Annotated in this window: 14 protein-coding genes and 1 pseudogene; 14 read left to right on the top strand and 1 reads right to left on the bottom strand. The window is 61.0% G+C overall.

Annotated elements, in window-relative coordinates:
* Positions 1-195: 195 nt before the first annotated feature.
* The 13 genes and pseudogenes from xsc to JAB1_RS03335 all read left to right on the top strand — a co-directional run bounded on the left by xsc (position 196) and on the right by JAB1_RS03335 (position 14,972).
* Positions 196-2,004 (top strand): sulfoacetaldehyde acetyltransferase, encoded by a 1,809-nt coding sequence (gene xsc / locus JAB1_RS03285; RefSeq protein WP_070278856.1) that lies wholly within the window; start codon positions 196-198, stop codon positions 2,002-2,004.
* 296 nt (positions 2,005-2,300) lie between these two features.
* Positions 2,301-2,708, top strand: coding sequence for a nuclear transport factor 2 family protein (locus tag JAB1_RS03290; RefSeq protein WP_034788413.1), 408 nt, complete (start codon positions 2,301-2,303; stop codon positions 2,706-2,708).
* A 58-nt stretch (positions 2,709-2,766) separates the two neighbouring features.
* The gene (locus tag JAB1_RS03295; protein ID WP_034788412.1) at positions 2,767-4,176 is read left to right on the top strand and encodes an FAD-dependent oxidoreductase; all 1,410 of its coding nucleotides are present in this window, start codon (positions 2,767-2,769) and stop codon (positions 4,174-4,176) included.
* A 115-nt stretch (positions 4,177-4,291) separates the two neighbouring features.
* On the top strand, positions 4,292-5,344 hold the full coding sequence (gene tauA / locus JAB1_RS03300) for a taurine ABC transporter substrate-binding protein (RefSeq protein ID WP_070278758.1): 1,053 nt from the start codon (positions 4,292-4,294) through the stop codon (positions 5,342-5,344).
* Between the two features lie 84 nt (positions 5,345-5,428).
* A complete protein-coding gene (locus JAB1_RS03305) occupies positions 5,429-6,244 on the top strand; it encodes a taurine ABC transporter ATP-binding protein (RefSeq protein ID WP_034788398.1) in 816 nt (271 codons plus the stop codon).
* 79 nt (positions 6,245-6,323) lie between these two features.
* Positions 6,324-7,118: an ABC transporter permease subunit gene (locus tag JAB1_RS03310; RefSeq protein WP_051959683.1), complete on the top strand. Its 795-nt coding sequence runs from the start codon at positions 6,324-6,326 to the stop codon at positions 7,116-7,118.
* Positions 7,119-7,409: 291 nt separating this feature from the next.
* Positions 7,410-8,837 carry an amino acid permease gene (locus tag JAB1_RS03315; protein WP_070254562.1) on the top strand — a complete coding sequence of 476 codons (1,428 nt, stop codon included), beginning with the start codon at positions 7,410-7,412 and terminating at the stop codon, positions 8,835-8,837.
* The gene (locus JAB1_RS03320; protein WP_070278767.1) at positions 8,830-10,050 is read left to right on the top strand and encodes a molybdopterin-dependent oxidoreductase; all 1,221 of its coding nucleotides are present in this window, start codon (positions 8,830-8,832) and stop codon (positions 10,048-10,050) included. The genes JAB1_RS03315 and JAB1_RS03320 overlap by 8 nt, the downstream gene beginning before the upstream one ends.
* A 10-nt stretch (positions 10,051-10,060) precedes the next feature.
* The gene (locus JAB1_RS03325) at positions 10,061-10,681 is read left to right on the top strand and encodes a c-type cytochrome (RefSeq protein WP_070278769.1); all 621 of its coding nucleotides are present in this window, start codon (positions 10,061-10,063) and stop codon (positions 10,679-10,681) included.
* A 299-nt stretch (positions 10,682-10,980) separates the two neighbouring features.
* Entirely contained in the window at positions 10,981-12,438 is a 1,458-nt protein-coding gene (locus JAB1_RS30485; protein WP_225317244.1) for a glycoside hydrolase family 19 protein, read from the top strand.
* Between the two features lie 133 nt (positions 12,439-12,571).
* Positions 12,572-12,739: pseudogene (locus JAB1_RS30490) on the top strand (carbohydrate-binding protein); the annotation flags it as partial.
* Positions 12,740-12,792: 53 nt separating this feature from the next.
* Complete coding sequence (locus JAB1_RS30180; RefSeq protein ID WP_254671965.1) at positions 12,793-13,023, top strand: hypothetical protein; 231 nt, start codon at positions 12,793-12,795, stop codon at positions 13,021-13,023.
* On the top strand, positions 13,020-14,972 hold the full coding sequence (locus JAB1_RS03335; RefSeq protein WP_254671950.1) for a glycosyl hydrolase family 18 protein: 1,953 nt from the start codon (positions 13,020-13,022) through the stop codon (positions 14,970-14,972). Before JAB1_RS30180 ends, JAB1_RS03335 begins: the two co-directional genes overlap by 4 nt.
* A gap of 79 nt (positions 14,973-15,051) precedes the next feature.
* On the opposite strand, the gene JAB1_RS03340 is transcribed toward JAB1_RS03335, so the two are convergent.
* Positions 15,052-16,320 carry a carbohydrate porin gene (locus JAB1_RS03340; RefSeq protein WP_070278771.1) on the bottom strand — a complete coding sequence of 423 codons (1,269 nt, stop codon included), beginning with the start codon at positions 16,318-16,320 and terminating at the stop codon, positions 15,052-15,054.
* Between the two features lie 309 nt (positions 16,321-16,629).
* Here JAB1_RS03340 and JAB1_RS03345 point away from each other — a divergent pair, with 309 nt between their 5' ends.
* A complete protein-coding gene (locus JAB1_RS03345; RefSeq protein ID WP_034777941.1) occupies positions 16,630-17,934 on the top strand; it encodes a sugar ABC transporter substrate-binding protein in 1,305 nt (434 codons plus the stop codon).
* The last annotated feature ends 3 nt before the right edge of the window (positions 17,935-17,937 follow it).

Below are 17,937 nucleotides of genomic sequence, written 5' to 3' on the forward strand. Positions count from 1 at the left end.
AGTGTTACTTCAGCTTATTTCATTTTCGAACTCAAATTGTACCGTTTCCTTGAAAATCTGTTTGACTTTTGATTGCTGAACGCTTAAATTGAATTGTATATCAAATTTCGGAACAAAATATACCGATTTTTAATAAATGAGTTGATAATTTCAACAGCTTCAATCACCACAGACCAGGAGACACCCATGAATGACATGACCGAGCAAAAAGCCGCCGCCGCAGCGGCCATCCCCACCGGACCGCAAAAGATGACGCCTTCCGAAGCGTTCGTGGAAACCCTGGCCGCCAATGGCGTGACCGACATGTTCGGCATCATGGGCTCGGCCTTCATGGACCCGATGGATATCTTTGCCCCGGCCGGCATCCGTTTGATTCCCGTCGTGCATGAGCAGGGCGCCGGCCACATGGCCGACGGTTACGCCCGCGTCTCGGGCCGCCATGGCGTCGTCATCGGCCAGAACGGCCCCGGCATCAGCAATTGCGTGACCGCCATCGCCGCCGCCTACTGGGCGCATACCCCGGTCGTGATCATCACGCCGGAGACGGGCACCATGAGCATGGGCCTGGGCGGCTTCCAGGAAGCGAACCAGTTGCCGATGTTCGAGGAATTCACGAAATACCAGGGCCACGTGACCAATCCGGCCCGCATGGCGGAATTCACGGGCCGCTGCTTTGACCGCGCCATGTCGGAAATGGGGCCGACGCAATTGAACATCCCGCGCGACTATTTCTATGGTGAAATCAAGGCGGAAATCCCGAAACCGAACCGCCTGGATCGCGGCGCCGGCGGCGAACAAAGCCTGAACGATGCGGCGGAATTGCTGGCCAAAGCCAAGTTCCCTGTGATCATCTCGGGCGGCGGCGTCGTCATGGGCGAAGCGATCGAAGAGTGCAAGGCCCTGGCCGAACGCCTGGGCGCACCCGTCGTCAACAGCTACCTGCATAACGACTCCTTCCCTGCCAGCCATCCGCTGTGGTGCGGCCCGCTCGGCTACCAGGGTTCCAAGGCGGCCATGAAACTGATCGCCAAGGCCGACGTCGTCGTGGCCCTCGGTTCGCGCCTGGGCCCGTTCGGCACCTTGCCGCAGCACGGCATGGATTACTGGCCGAAAAACGCCAAGATCATCCAGATCGACGCGGACAACAAGATGCTGGGGCTGGTGAAAAAGATTTCGGTCGGCATCTGCGGCGACGCCAAGGCGGCCGCGAAAGCCATCCTGGCGCGCCTGGACGGCAAGACCCTCGATTGCGACGCGACGCGCGACGAGCGCTACGCCACCGTGCAAGCGGAAAAGGCCGCGTGGGAAGATGAGCTGACCAACTGGACGCACGAGAAGGATGCGTACAGCCTGGACATGATCGAAGAGCAAAAGAAAGAGCCGGGCAACTATCTGCACCCGCGCCAGGTCTTGCGCGAGCTGGAAAAGGCCATGCCGGAAGACGTGATGGTGTCGACCGACATCGGCAACATCAACTCGGTGGCCAATAGTTACTTGCGCTTTGAAAAGCCGCGCAGCTTCTTTGCGGCGATGAGCTTTGGCAACTGCGGCTATGCCTTCCCGACCATCATCGGCGCGAAAGTGGCCGCACCGCACCGTCCGGCCGTGTCGTATGCGGGCGACGGCGCCTGGGGCATGAGCCTGATGGAAACGATGACTTGCGTGCGCCACAACATTCCCGTCACGGCCGTGGTGTTCCACAACCGCCAGTGGGGCGCGGAAAAGAAAAACCAGGTCGATTTCTACAACCGCCGCTTCGTCGCAGGCGAGCTCGACAACCAGAGCTTCGCGGAAATCGCGCGCGCCATGGGCGCCGAAGGCATCACGGTCGACAAGCTGGAAGACGTGGGCCCGGCCTTGAAAAAGGCGATCGACATGCAGATGAATGAAGGCAAGACGACCATCATCGAAATCATGTGCACGCGCGAGCTGGGCGACCCATTCCGCCGCGATGCGCTGAGCAAACCGATCCGTCACCTGGACAAGTACAAAGACTATGTTTGATGTGATGGTGTTGTTGGATTACGCCCTGGCGGGCTAATCCAACCTACGCAACCTACGCAATTGACGCGTGGTGCTGGCGTAGGTCGGATTAGCCGGGCGCAAGCCCGGCGTAATCCGACACAGCGCTGTGACCAAATTCTCACAGATTGTCACGAAAGCATCATAATTTCATTAAAGAATACAAGGCGTCCCGTTTTTTGAATTATTTGATTTGACAAGGCCATGCTTAAGGCTTAAATTCAATAAAAGACAAAAAACGGAACGTATCGTATCAAAAACGATTTACGGAGACAACCATGAACCACCCTGTACCGCACACTGACGCCGTCACCACGGACTTCCTGCAAGCATTCGGCGATGCCTGGAACCGCCACGATATCGAGGCCCTGATGGCCGCCATGGCCGACGACTGCGAATTCCACGCCGTCGCCGGTCCAGAGCTTCTGGGCAAGAGCTTCATCGGCCGCGACGCCGTGCGCGCCGGCTTCGAGCTGGCCTGGCAAACCTTCCCCGACGCCGCCTGGCTCAACCCCGTGCATTTCGTCAGCGGCGAACGGGGCGTGACGGAGTCGACCTTTGCCGGCACCAAGGCGGACGGCACGCGCATCGAAGCGCGCATGGTCGATATCTTCACCTTCCGCGATGGCAAGATCGCCGTCAAGAATGCTTTCCGCAAGGATCGCCCACCCGTCGTCACAGTCTGAGCCAGCACGTTCACCAGGAATGACCATGAACAAACCTGTCGACACCCCGCCTGGCGTAATGGGCAACAACAGCACCGCCGCCCGCACGCCCTACGATCCCGCCTTCGATCCGCTGGTGGCCCAGCGCCCCGGCCACGGCAATGCCTACGCGCCCACCTACTGGATCGGCACGGCCGGCGAGCCGCCCGCCGACGACGGTCCCATCACGCATGACATCGACGTCGACGTGGCCATCATCGGTTCCGGCTTCACGGGCTTGTCCTGCGCCATCTTTTTGGCCCAGGAACACGGCATCAAGGCCACCGTGCTGGAAGCGAACCGGGTCAGCTGGGGCTGCAGCACGCGCAACGGCGGCCAGGCGCAATGCACGACGGGCCGCCTGAAACGCTCGCAGTGGATAGATCGCTATGGGCTGGACACGGCCCTGAAACTGCACGCGGAAGTGTGCGATGCGATGGAAACGTTCAAGAAGATCACGGCCGACATCGATTGCGACCCGCAGCCGGGCGGCCACCTGTACATCGCCCACAAAGCGAAAGCCATGCCCGCGCTGGAAAAAGAAGCCAAGGTCATGCGCGAGATCTTCAAGTACGACGCCCGCATCCTCGACGCCGACACCGTCAAGCGCGAATTCGTCGATGACAAGGAAGCGGCCGGCGCGCTGCACGAGCCGGAAGGCATCGGCATCCATGCCGGCAAGCTGGCGTTCGGCTACCTGCGCAAGGCGCGCGCGCTGGGCGCCAAGGTGCATCCGTCCAGCCCCGTGATGGGCTGGGAAACGCGCAACGGCGTGCATTATCTGCAAACGCCAGGCGGCGTGGTGCGTGCCCGATCCGTCGCCGTGGCCACGGGCGGCTACACCTCGCCGCATCTGCATCCGCAAGTGAAGAACCGCTTGCTGCCGATTTTGTCGAACTCGCTTGTCACGCGTCCGCTGACTCCGGCGGAAATCGAGGCCTGCAACTTCCGCACCCACCAGGTGATCACGGATACGCGCATCCTGCGCCACTACTACCGCCTGATGCCGGACAACCGCGTGCAGATCGGCAGCCGCAGCGCCATCACGGGCGCCGACGCGCCGGACGACAAGTACAAACAGTTTTTGATCAACGATCTGCACCGCAAGTTCCCCGCGCTGACCGGGATCGCCATCGATTATTCGTGGTGGGGCTGGGTCGACGTCAGCCACGACATGATGCCGCGCATCGTGCAACCGGACCCGAAGCAATCGATCTTCTATTCGCTCGGCTACGGCGGCAACGGCGTCATGTACTCGGCGCAGGCGGGCCGGCGCATGGCCGAGCGTATCGCCGGCAAGGCCAGCGACACGGGCTTGCCGATCTTCAATTCCAAACTGCCGTATCCCAACATGATGGAACTGGTCGAGTCGCAAGCGTTCGCCCCGTTCCGCCGCCTGGGCCAGCGCTTCCTGTACCGCTGGTATCACTTGAAGGATGAAGTGTTTTAAATAGCAGTAGCCGTACTAAGCCGCCGCATGCGTTGACATAGATCGACCAGCGGCGCCTCCCGCAAGGGATGAGATTGCCCGCACGTTCACACATAACAATAACTTGGAGTGAGACATGAACACAAATACGAGCAAAAACACGGTATTTTCAACGATGCGCCGCGCCGTCCTCGGCACCCTGGTACTGGGCGTTACCCTTGCCTCCAGCGGCACCGTCTTCGCGCAAAGCAAGGAAGTGACGATTGCCTACCAGGAAATCAACGGTCCCTTCCTGGTGGCCATCGCCAGCGGCGAAGTGGAGAAAACCACCGGCTATAAAATCAACTGGCGCAAGTTCGATTCGGGCGCCAAGGTGGCCACCGGCATGGCTTCCGGCGACGTGCAGATCGGCGTCATCGGTTCCAGTCCCCTGACGGCGGCCGTCAGCCGCGGCGTCGATCTGCAGCTGTTCTGGATCATCGACGACATCAATGAAGCCGAAGCGATGGTGGCCCGCAATGGCGCCGGCATCACCAAGCCGACCGACTTGCGCGGCAAGAAGATCGCCGTGCCTTTCGTTTCCACCACACACTTCCACACCATGTTCGCGTTGGAAACGTGGGGCATCAAGCCCACGGAAGTGAAATTGCTGAACATGCAGCCGAACCAGATCGCCGCGGCCTGGGAACGGGGCGATATCGATGCCGCCTTCGTGTGGGATCCGGCATTGAGCAAGCTCAAGCAAAACGGCAAGGTGCTCGTCACCTCTGGCGAACTGAGCAAGAAGGGCAAGGCCACGTTTGACGGCATGGCCGTCGAGCGCGCCTGGGGCGAAGCGAACGCGGACTTCATGGCCAAGTTCGTCAAGGTGATGGCCGCCGCCGATGCCGACTACCGCGCCAATCCCAAGGCGTGGACCATCGATTCCCCGCAAGTGAAAGCCAACGTCAAGCATTCGGGCGCGGCCGCCAAGGACGTGGCCGCTTCCGTGGCCCTGTACGCCTATCCATCGCTGCAGGAACAGGCCTCGCCGGCCTGGCTCGGCGGCGGCGCGAAGGGCGGCGTGGCGCAAGCCTTGCTGGCCACGGCGCAATTCCTGAAGGGCGAAGGCAAGATCGACACCCTGGCAAGCGATTACGCCAAATATGTGACACCCAAGTATGCACAGGCCGCGGGCCTGCTGAAGTAAACGTTGTGCAATGGCGCGCCTGCGGGCGCGCTGACTGAACAGAATGCGTTGAACTGAAGTGACTACACCTTTGCGGGGCACACGATGGAAAATCTCTACGTCAAGGATGTCAGCGTGATTTATCCGGGCAAGACGGCCGGTGAACGCGTGCATGCCTTAAATAATATCAACCTGACCATCAATAGCGGCGACTTCGTCGTCGCGCTGGGCGCCTCGGGCTGCGGCAAGACTACCTTGCTGAGCCTGATGGCAGGCTTCATCGCCCCCTCCAAGGGCGAGATCATGCTCGGCGACAATAAAGTGGAAGGGCCGGGTGCCGACCGTGGCGTCGTGTTCCAGAAACATGCCTTGCTGCCATGGCTGAACGTGATGGAAAACGTGGAATTCGGCCTCAAGCTGCAAGGCGTGGCTAAGGCCGTGCGGCGCGAACAGGCGGCCAAGAACCTGGCGCTGGTCGGCTTGAAGGACTTTCATGACAATATGATTTATCAGTTGTCGGGCGGCATGCAGCAAAGGGTGGGCATCGCCCGCGCCCTGACCAGCAATCCCGCCATGCTGCTGATGGATGAACCGATGGCGGCGCTCGATGCGCTGACGCGTGAAACCATCCAGGAATTGCTGCTCGATATCTGGGCCAAGTCCAGCACCATGTTCTTCTTCATTACCCACAGTGTTGACGAGGCGCTGTTCCTGGCGAACCGGCTGATCGTCATGTCGCCCCGTCCGGGCCGCATCACGCACACGTATGAACTCGATTTCAACAAGCGCTTCCTCGAATGCCGCGATGCGCGCGCCGTGAAATCGAGCCCGGACTTCATCAAGATGCGCGAAACGGTGCTCAACATCATTTATGGCGACGAACGCGCCGTCAATAAAGAGCTGGAGGTGTCCCATGCATAGCCCATCCGTCGTGGGATTTCCTCCCACCACCGCCAAGCGCGCCGGCTTTTTCTCGCGCCTGTTCGCTCCCCGCTGCGCCATGCCCGGCGAAGCGTTCGGCGCGCCGGGGCAGGGCAATTCCAGCCGCATCGCCACCGTCACCGTCATCGCCGTACTGCTGCTGTGGTTTGGCGTGACGGCCAGCGGCATGGTCAAGCCGCTGTTCCTGCCGTCGCCGCAAGCCGTGTATGAAAAATTCATCATGGCGGCCACCACGGGTTTCGGCGGCGCCACCCTGTGGGAACACACCGTCGCCAGTCTGGTGCGCGTGTTTGGCGCCTTTGGCCTGGCTTGCCTGTTCGCCATTCCCATCGGCGTGATGATGGGCGTGAACCGCGTGGCGCGCGGCATCTTCGATCCCTTGATCGAGTTCTACCGTCCGTTGCCGCCGCTCGCTTACTTGCCACTGGTCATCATCTGGTTCGGCATCGGCGAGTTTTCGAAGGTCTACCTGATCTTCCTGGCCATCTTCGCGCCGATGGCGATCGCGGCCCGCGCCGGCGTCAGCTCCGTGTCACTGGAGCAAATCCACGCGGCGTACTCGATGGGCGCCACGCGTTTCCAGGTCATCGTGCACGTGATCCTGCGGGCCGCGATTCCGGAAATCCTCACCGGCATGCGGATCGGCATCGGCGTGGGCTGGACCACCCTGGTTGCTGGCGAGATGGTGGCGGCCACGCGCGGTCTTGGCTACATGGTGCTGAGCGCCTCCGAGTTCCTGGCCAGCGATGTGGTGATCATGGGCATTATCGTGATCGGCTTCTTTGCTTTCCTGTTTGATTTGATGATGCGTTACCTCGAACGTACCCTCGTGCCATGGAAGGGCAAGGTGTAAGACGTTCTTGGGAGTGGCGCGCACGCCACAAGTGTTGCCGCCGCTCCCATTTTTTAAGCAGCAATAACTCAGCAATACCCCGTACTTACTCTCCAGCGCGCTTGCCCCTTGGACGCCGCGCCGGGCCGCTGCATTTCCAGATTGACTTATGGAATGCGGCCAACCAGACTGATTCACACGATGTATCGATGCTGCTTGACGGTGTTGCCTAAATAAAACAAAGCCGCGCGGCGTGAACAAGCCGCAGCAGGCAGGGCGCACCGAGCTTCAGAGATTTTCAGGAGACAAAACATGATTAGCGAATCGCATAACAGTACCGGCTTGCAGCACTCGCTCAAGCAACGCCACATGAGCATGATCGCCATCGGCGGCGTGATCGGCGCCGGCCTCTTTGTCGGCAGCGGCGTCATTGCCAAGGCCGCCGGCCCGGCCGCCATCCTTTCCTTCCTGCTCACGGGCGGCCTCGTCGTCCTGATCATGCGCATGCTGGGCGAGCTGGCTTCGTCCCTGCCCGTGGTCGGCTCCTTCTACGAATATGCGCGCCTGGCCTTCGACGACAAGCCGAAGGTCTCGAAATTCCTCGGTTTCATGAGCGGCTGGATGTACTGGTATTTCTGGGTCGTCGTCGTGGCCCTGGAAGCCATCGCCGGCGCCAAGCTGGTCAACTTCTGGCTGCCGGACGTACCGTCGTGGGCTATCAGCCTGGTGCTCCTCGTCTCGATGACCATCCTTAACCTGTTCTCGGTCAAGGCCTTCGGCGAATTCGAATTCTGGTTCGCCTCGATCAAGGTCGTCGCCATCATCGTCTTCCTGTTTGTCGGCGCCCTGTTCATCACGGGTAGCTTGCCCAACAGCATCCCGACCCTGGGTTTCTTGACCAGCAACGGCGGCTTCATGCCCCACGGCTGGGGACCAGTGCTCAGTGGCGCCGTCGCCGCCACGGCCTTCTATTCGGGCGCCGAAATCGTCACCATCGCCGCCGCCGAAACGTCGGATCCGGCCAAGGCCATCGCCCGCGCCACCAATTCCGTCATCACGCGCGTGCTGATGTTCTATGTGGGGTCCATGTTTGTCGTCGTCTGCATCGTGCCCTGGGATTCGCCGGCCATCGCCACGCCATTCGTCAGCGCCCTGACCGTCATGAACATCCCGTACGCGGCCCACATCATGAACGCCATCATTTTGACGGCCGTGCTGTCGGCCTTGAATTCCAGCCTGTACGCTTCGTCGCGCATGATCTTTGCACTGACGCGCCGCGGCGATGCGCCCACGGGCCTGGTCAAGCTGAGCAAGAACGGCGTGCCCATCCGCGCCATTTTGTTCAGCACCCTGTTCGCCTATTTCGCCATTGCCGTATCGTATGTATCGGCCGACCTGGTGTTCCCCTTTATCGTCAATTCCTACGGCATCCTGATCCTGTTCGTGTACCTGCTCATTGCGATATCTCAATTGCGTTTGCGCCGCCGTCTGGAGCGCGAATGTCCGGAACGCATCAAGGTGCGCATGTGGCTGTTCCCTTACCTGACGTATTTCACCATTATCGCCATGCTGGTGATCCTCGGTGCCATGAGCGTGTCGTCCGATACGGAGCAGCGCGTGTCGTTCTGGTTCGGCCTGTTGAGCGTGGTCATCATGAGCGTCATGTACTACATCAAGAAGCTCGTCAACGACGACCGCAACGGCGACAACGAAGCCAAAGTGGAGCTCAAACATGTCTGACACGACCTTGTTGCCCGCAGGCCGGCGCCGCTTCCTGCGTACGACGGCCACCCTGGGCGCCGCCGCAGTGGCGGGGCCGGCGCTCGGCGCGTCCGTCACCTTGCCGTTTGAAAATGGCGAGCGCGAACTGGTGGCCTTTCCGCAAAAGCGCCCGCTGATCCTGCTGACCAGCCGTCCTCCCCAGCTGGAAACGCCGTTCAGCGTGTTCAATGAAGGCGCGATCACGCCCAACGATGCGTTTTTCGTGCGCTACCACTGGAGTGGCTTGCCTACCAGCATCGATGGCGACAGCTACCGCCTGCGCATCGCCGGCCTGGTGAAGACTCCCTTGGAACTGTCGCTGGCGGAACTGAAACAGCTGGCCGAGCCGGTCGACGTGGTGGCCGTGACGCAATGCTCGGGTAACAGCCGCGGCTTCTTTGCCCCGCGCGCGAATGGCGGGCAGCTGGGCAATGGCGCCATGGGCAATGCCCGCTGGACGGGCATCCCCCTGAAGACCGTGCTGGAAAAGGCCGGTATCGCGGCCAGCGCCGTGCAAGTAGCCTTCAATGGCCTGGAAGCGCCGCCAGTGGGCGATGGTCCCGACTTCCAAAAAGCCTTGTCCGTCGAGCACATCATGGCGGGCGACGTCATGCTGGCCTGGGCCATGAATGGCGAAGACATTCCTTTCCTCAACGGCTATCCGCTGCGCCTGATCGTGCCAGGCTATTACGGCACTTACTGGGTCAAGCACTTGAGCGACATCACCGTGTTGGACAAGCCATTCGATGGCTTCTGGATGAGCACGGGCTACCGTATCCCCGACAACGGCTCCGGCTTCATCGAGCCGGGCGCACCCGTGGGCAAGACGACGCCGATCAGCCGCCTCAACGTGCGCTCTTTCATCACCAGCGTGCAGGATGGAGCGCAAGTGAAGGCGGGGCGCGACTTGGCCCTGCGCGGCATCGCTTTTGATGGCGGCCAGGGCATCAGCGAGGTGACCGTGTCGCTTGACGGCGGCCAGACGTGGCAGGAAGCGAAGCTGGGCAAGGACCTGGGACGCTACTCGTTCCGTGTATGGACCATGCTCATGAAGGCGCCGCGCAAGGGCAAGCACGTGCTGATGGTGCGCGCCGTCAACCGCATCGGCCAGAGCCAGCCCATGAAAGCCCTGTGGAATCCCATGGGTTATATGCGCAACGTGGTGGAAACCACGCGCATCCAGGCAGTCTGAGGAGATTCACATGCGAATGAAAATATTGATTGCCGCGCTGGCACTGGCGGCGGCGGGTGGTGCGTGCGCGCTGGAAATCCACTTGCCGCCGGAAACGGCGACGTACAAACCCAGCGAATTGCCCGGCTACCAGCTGGTGCAGCGCAACTGCATGACGTGCCACGCGGCCCAGTATGCGTCGAGCCAGCCGCCGGCCTCTCCGCGCGCCTACTGGGAAGCCACCGTCAAGAAGATGAAGAAGCCGTTTGGCGCGCAGTTCGACGACGCGGACATGCCGGCCATGGTCGATTACCTGGTGAAAACCTATGGCGTGGAGCGGGGCGCGGCAGCAACGGGCGCGGCCGTCGCCAAACCCGTGGCAGCCGCTGTCCCGGCCGCCAGCGGCAAGGATGTCAAAACCCTGCTGGCGGCAAACGGCTGCATGGCTTGCCACGCGCTCGACCAGAAGGTGGTCGGCCCGGGTTTTACCGACGTGGCAGCCAGATACAAGGGCAAGGACGGTGTCGCTGCCGTGGCGGCCAACATCCGCAGTGGCGGCGCGGGCAAATGGGGCCCCGTACCCATGCCGCCATTCAGCCAGCTGAGCGAAGCGGATGCGGCAAGCCTGGCGAAGTACGTGCTGAACAGATAAGTTCGTCCCGGACGCGCCGCAACCCTTAATACCACTTGCCGCCACCCATCCAGCGCGGTATTGCCCGCTGCCATCATGCAGCGGGCCTTTTTTTACTTGTCCCATTCGCCACCACATCGCTTGCCACCGCAGCGATCGCCAGCACTGGTATTGTAAAAAACACCGTTATATAAAACCACTTGACTACCAATTTAGAGCGTCGCATTCTCTCTGCAGAAAGCCGACGCTTCGCTGTGCTTTCTTTACGTACAACATAAAAAGCTACTTCGATAGTTTTCGTATAACGTTCAGGAGACATTGTGAAGACACGGCAAATTAGCCGGCTGGCCTCGCCTTTGATGGCTGGCCTGCTGGGCAGCGCGCTGCTCGCTTGCGGCGGCAATTCCACCACCGAACCCCCATCGACCCTGCTGGCCGCCACGGCCGCCAGCGATCAGTGCGCGGCCTGGAGCGCCGCTGCCGTCTACACGGCGGGCCAGTGCGCCGTGTATGACGGCAAGGTCTACCGCGCCAAATGGTGGGTGCAGGGCACGGCGCCGAACAACGACCAGTGGGGACCGTGGAGTCTCGACAGCAGCACTCCAACCCCGACGCCCACCCCGACCCCGACACCCACCCCGACGCCGACACCGACACCGACACCGACGCCAACGCCAACGCCCGGCATCCCCACCAAGGCCCAGGCCGAGGCCAACGAGGCGGCGCTGACGAACAACGATTTCTTCCGCAAGGTCAAGGCGTCGATCCGCACCCTGGGCAACACGGCCGTCGAGGCCGTGCAGCCTGGCCTGGCCAGCAATCCGCTCAACGTCAAGCGGGTCGAGCGCCTGCTGCCGGCGGCGAAGTGGGATTACTATTTTGCCGCGCGCGACACCAGTTATACCTATCAGCGTTTCCTGCAAGCCGTAGCCAAGTTCCCCGCCGTGTGCGACGACTACAGCGACGGGCGCAATGCGGACGCCATCTGCCGCCACAGCCTGGCCACCATGTTCGCGCATTTCGTACAGGAAACGGGCGACCATAACGCCAGCAGCCCGCTGCCGCAATGGCGCCAGGGCTTGAAGTATTTGCGCGAGCTGGGCTGCGACGAGACGGGCGCCGGCTGCGGCTACAACGTCGAGTGCGCCGATCCCGTCTTCAACAAGGTCTGGACCTGCGGCAAGAACGCCGATGGCAGCTTCAAGAAGTATTTCGGCCGCGGCGCCAAGCAGCTGTCGTACAACTACAATTACGGCCCATTCTCGCAAGCCATGCATGACGGCGACCAGTCCGTGCTGCTGAAGAACCCGGACCTGGTGGCCTCAACCTGGCTGAACCTGGCCTCGGCCACGTTCTTCTTTGTCTATCCGCAACCGCCGAAGCCGTCGATGCTGCATGTGCTCGACGGCACGTGGGTGCCGAACGCGGCCGATACGACGGCTGGCGCGGGCAATAACTTCGCCACCACCATCATGATCATCAACGCCGAATGCGGGCAGGGCACGGAAAAGCAGGCCGCGCAAAACCGCATCGATTACTACAAGCAATTTGCCGCCGACATGGGCTGGGATTATTCCGGCGAACAATTGTCTTGCGCCAACATGCAACGCTTCACCCCGGCCAGTTCCGCTTCCTACAACATCTATTGGGAAAAGAACTGGAGCGCCGGTGGCGACAACCAATGCCAGTTGGTCAGCTATCAAACCCCGTACAGCGCCTTGCTGGCCGGGAACTACGTGAAATGCGTGGAAGCCAACTGGAATGTGAAGTTGCAGTAGCAGTAAATGCAGGAATAGCCGGCCAGGGATAACAGTTGACAAGAGCCCCTTCAGGGGCCTGCAACAGCTCACAACGTACAACCTGTACAACCATAACGGAGACCAATACAACATGAAATCGAATGCATTATTGATGGCCCTGCTCAGCGGCGTACTCGTCGCTTGCGGCGGCGGTGGCCAAGACGGTACGACCGCCACCCCGAACACCTTGCTCGCCGCCGTCGAAGCGTGCGCCGTCTGGGACGCCGCCACCGTCTACACGGGCGGCCAGTGCGTGATTTACCAGGGCGTCACCTACAAGGCCAAGTGGTGGACGCAGGGCAATGTCCCCAGCGCCGCCGACCAGTGGGGCCCATGGGCCGTGACGGATACGCCGACACCAACCCCGACACCGACGCCAACGCCAACGCCAACACCGACGCCGACCCCGACACCAACCCCGACACCAACCCCGACACCAACCCCGACACCAACCCCGACACCAACCCCGACACCAACCCCGACACCAACCCGACACCAACCCAACGCCGACGCCGACCCCGACCCCGACCCCAACGCCCACGCCTTGCCGCCCGGACGGCTTGATCTCGGCTGTGCCGAATGTGCCGTATTGCAAGGTGTATGACGCGAATGGCCGCGAAGTGCTGAGCAATGGCTTGAACCGGCGCATCGTCGGCTACTTCGCCAGTTGGCGCACCGGTGTCGATGGTAGCCCCACCTATCTGGTAAACAATCTGCCTTGGGACAAGATCACCCACCTGAACTATGCGTTCGCTTCCGTCGATCCGGCAACCTCGAAAATCGCCATCGGCAGCGGCGCGGCCAATCCGGACACGGGCCTCACGTGGCCGAACGTGCCAGCCGCCGCCATGGACCCATCCTTGCCGTACAAGGGGCACTTCAACTTGCTGTCGCAATACAAGAAGAAGTATCCGGGCGTGAAACTGATGATTTCCGTGGGTGGCTGGGCCGGCAGCGGCGGCTTCTACACGGCCACGACGAATGCGGACGGCAGCATCAACACGGCCGGCATCAACACCCTGGCCGATTCCATGGTGGCCTTCGTGCGCCAGTACAACTTCTTCGATGGCGTCGATGTCGATTACGAACATCCGACCACCAATAATGAAGCGGGCAATCCGAACGACTTCGCCGTCTCGAAGCCGCGCCTGGCCGGCCTGATGACGAGCTACAACCTGCTGCTGAAAGTGCTGCGCCAGAAGCTCGACGAGGCGGCCGTGCAGGACAATAAATACTATCTGCTCACCATCGCCGGCTCCGCCTCGGGCTGGGTCTTGCGCGGGGAGGAAAACATGTCGGGATTGAAATATCTCGATTACGCCAGCCTGATGAGCTACGACTTGCACGGCGCGTGGAACCAGTATGTGGGGCCGAACGCGGCGCTGTTTGACGACGGCAACGATGGTGAATTGCGTGCCGGTAACGCTTACCAGTTCCAGAACATCGGCTACCTGAACACGGACTGGGCCTACCGCTACTACCGCGGTGCCATGCAGGCGGGGCGCATCAATATCGGCGTGCCGTTCTACACGCGGGGCTGGAAGGATGTGACGGGTGGCACGAATGGCTTGTGGGGCACGACGCCACTGATCAGTTCCACGGTCACCTGCGCCGGCACCAAGACGTGCGGCACGGGCGCCACCGGCATCGACAACGTCTGGTACGACCTGGACTCGCAGGGTAAACCCACGCCAGGCGGCGGCAATCCGATCTGGCATGCGTTGAACTTGCAGAACGGTATCGTGCCGAGCTACCTGGACGCCTATAAAGTCACGGACAAGGCCCTGGTGGGCACCTATGTGCCGCATTACAGCAGCACCATGGTGGCGCCGTGGCTGTGGAATGCGACCAAGAAAGTGTTCATTTCCACGGAAACCACGCAGTCGATCGCGGCCAAGGCCCAGTACATCGTCAACAACAATATCGGCGGCGTGATGATCTGGGAAATGGCGGGCGACTATGCCTGGGATGCCACGCGCAACGGCGGCAAGGGCGAGTATTTCATGGGCACCACCCTGACGGACGTGCTGTACCAGGCCTTCCGCACGGCTGGCGTGTATGGCAACAAGCGCGCCGAAATCGCCATGCCGGGCACGGCGGCCAACGTCAGCATCACTTTGGGCGGCTGGAAGCTGGGCGACAACAACTTCCCCATCAACCCGGTGATGACGGTGAAGAACAATACGGCGTCGACCTTGCCGGGCGGCACCGTGGTGGAGTTCGACTATCCCGTCTCGGCACCATCGGACATGAGCGACCAGTCAGGCTTCGGTTTGACGGTGATCAATGCCGGCTATACGGGGCCGAACAATATCGGCGGCTTCACGAAGAACTACAACCGCGCCCGCTTCGCGATTCCCGCCTGGCAATCGCTGGCGCCGGGCGGCTCCGTGGCGCTGACCTTGAATTACCGTTTGCCGATCTCGGGACCGGCCAACTACACGGTCACCGTGGGCGGCACCAAGTATGCGCTGACGCAGGAGTATCCGGAATTGCCGGTAGCCTTGCCATAAGTTGAATCCGGTAATGTAAACAGAGAAGGGCGGAACCGCGGTTCCGCCCTTTTTAGTTTCTGGCGTTAGCTAAGCTGGCTTAAAACCAGGTTTCTACCTGGAAACCGTAGGACGTGCCGCTGGTATTGTTGTTGTAGATCGGGCCGCCGTTGTTCGACGCATTGACCGAGGCGGTGGCCGCATCGTTCCATTTGCCGTACGTCACGAAAGCGCGCAGTTCAGGACGCGACCACAGGCCAGGACCGGCCGAGATCGTCGGCGCGATGGTCAGCTTGGTCAGGCGCTTGGCTGGCTGGCCGCCCGACTGCGTCACGCGGTCCGTGCCCAGTTCGCCCACCAGCTTGAAGTTGTCGGTGAACGCGTACACAGGGCGCACGCCAACCGAGGTCCAGGTCGAGGAACCGGTGGCTTTCGACTCGTCTTTTTGCCACAGGGCGACGAATTCCATGCCAAAGTTCGGCAACGGCTGGATCGCCATGTCATTGAACACGCGCGTGCGTTTCACGTCCGAACCGAAACCGGTGTCGCCCGAAGCGCCGAACTGCGCGCCCTTGCCTGTGCCGGGACCGACGCCGTACTGCACGCCGAAGGTATTGCCGCCGCCAAAGACTTTGCCTTGACGGTGGAATGCCGACAGCTGCCAGCCATTGTGCTTCTGGCCATTCGCATCGTTGTCCTTGCCTTCGCCGATGATGTAGGTCGCGGCCAGGTCCAGGGTGCCGTTTTCATTGACGGGAATTTCGCCGTAGATGAAGTTCTGGCGCACGGCAGACTTGGTGCTGACGACGCCGGTCGGCGACACGGTGTTGATGTCGTTGTCCTTGAAGAAGGCATACGAGAACTTGCCCGGGCCCGCAGGAATGCGGTCCAGACCGGCACCCGTGCCGTTCATGTTGATGTATTGCAGATCCAGCATGTGGATGTCAGGACGGTAGTAGAAGCGTTTACCGATCCAGGCCGTGCCGCCGTTCAGGAAATCGAGTCCCTGCGCTTCGACATAGGCCTTGACGATGCCCAGTTTGTTGTCGCCGAAATCCGAGTTTGGCGCGTAGGCGTTGACCCAGATGGTGGCCAGGTAGTTCACGCCGCCGGACTTGGCAACAGACTTGGTGTAGCCGAATTCCGTGTAGGCGTCGCACTCATTGCCCAGACGATATTTCATGGTATTGCCACCCAGGCCGAAGCAGCCTTGCGAACCGCCGTCGCCCGACGTATTGCTGCCGGCGCCAGCGCGCAGGTAGCCGTGGAAGCCTTCGGCGTCGCTTGGGTACATGGGGTCGGCCATGGCGGAAGCGCTGGCGATGGCCAGGATCAGGGCAGGTAAAGTTTTCAATGCAGTACGGTTCATGCGGTCTCCAGAAGAATGTAAGTGGTAGCGGTGGCGCCCCTGAAGGCGACCACCGCACGCGGTCTAATGCCGAAAACCAAGTCTAGCAGCGCTTTTTTAACCACCCTGATACAAAACGTGCAAGTGCTGATACTTTCTTTCAGAGTGTTGTTTTTGCTACATATCGATACTCTTGCGCATAGCGGGCTTGCAAAAGAGTATCGAATTGCGGTTTTGGAGTATCAGAAAGTATCAAAGTCCGGTGCTACATTGTGGTCGTGGTGCCAAGTACCTGAGCATTGCCAACGACAAAAACACTGGAGACATACAATGAAACGTTACGCCATCGCCGCGCTGTTCGCCGGCTGCCTCAGCTCGTCCGCTTTTGCCGCCACCGACCTGGTCATCGCGACTGTCAACAACGGCCACATGATCGAAATGCAAAAGCTCAGCAAGTTCTTCGAGCAAGCCAATCCTGACATCAAGCTCAAATGGGTGACCCTGGAAGAGGGCGTCTTGCGCCAGCGCATGACCACCGATATCGCCACCAAGGGCGGCCAGTTCGACGTGATGACCATCGGCCTGTATGAAACGCCCATCTGGGGCAAGAAAAACTGGCTGATCCCCATCAAGCCGGACGCCAAGTACGATATCGACGACTTGCTGCCGGCCATCCGCGAAGGGCTCTCCGGCGACGGCAAGCTGTATGCGTCGCCGTTCTACGGCGAAAGCTCGATGATCATGTACCGCAGCGACCTGGTCAAAAAGGCGGGCGTGACGATCGAGGATCGTCCGTCCTGGAACCAGCTGCGCGACGTGGCGGCCAAGCTGCACGATCCGGCCAACGGCGTGTACGGCATCTGCCTGCGCGGCAAGCCGGGCTGGGGCGACAACATGGCACTCATCACCACCATGGCCAATTCCTATGGCGGCCAGCTGTTCGACATGAAATGGAAGCCGCAATTTACCAGCAAGCCATGGAAGGACGCGGTCACCATGTATGTCGACCTGATGAAGAAATACGGCCCGCCGGGCGCGGCCGCCAACAGCTTCAATGAAAACCTGGCGCTGTTTAACCAGGGCAAGTGCGGCATCTGGATCGATGCGACGATTGCCGCCTCCTTCATCACGGACCCCAAGCAAAGCAAGGTGGCCGACAAGGTGGCGTTTGCCCAGTCGCCTATCGGCGTGACGGAGCGGGGCGCGAACTGGCTGTGGATCTGGTCGCTCGCCATCCCCGCGAGTTCCAAGCACCCGAATGAAGCACAGCGCTTCATCAACTGGGCCACGTCGCCCGACTACGTGAAACTGGTAGCCAAGGAAACGAGCTGGGCCAACGTGCCGACCGGCACGCGCAAGTCGACCTATGCTAGCCCCGAGTTCCAGAAAGTGGCGAAATTTGCCGCCGCCGAAGGCAAGGCCCTGGCCACCACGCGCGCCGTGCAAAGCACCTTGCCGCCGTCGCCTTACGTGGGCGTGCAATTTGCTTCGATTCCCGAATTCCAGGTGATCGGCGTGGCAGCCGGCCAGCAGATGGCGGCAGCGCTGCTGGGCAAGGTGACGGTGGACCAGGCGCTGGAATTGTCGCAGCAGACGGCGGAAAGAGAAATGCGTAAAGGCGGCTATTACAAGTAAGAG

The sequence above is a fragment of the Janthinobacterium sp. MP5059B genome, from assembly GCF_001758645.1.
Lineage (GTDB): Bacteria > Pseudomonadota > Gammaproteobacteria > Burkholderiales > Burkholderiaceae_D > Janthinobacterium > Janthinobacterium lividum.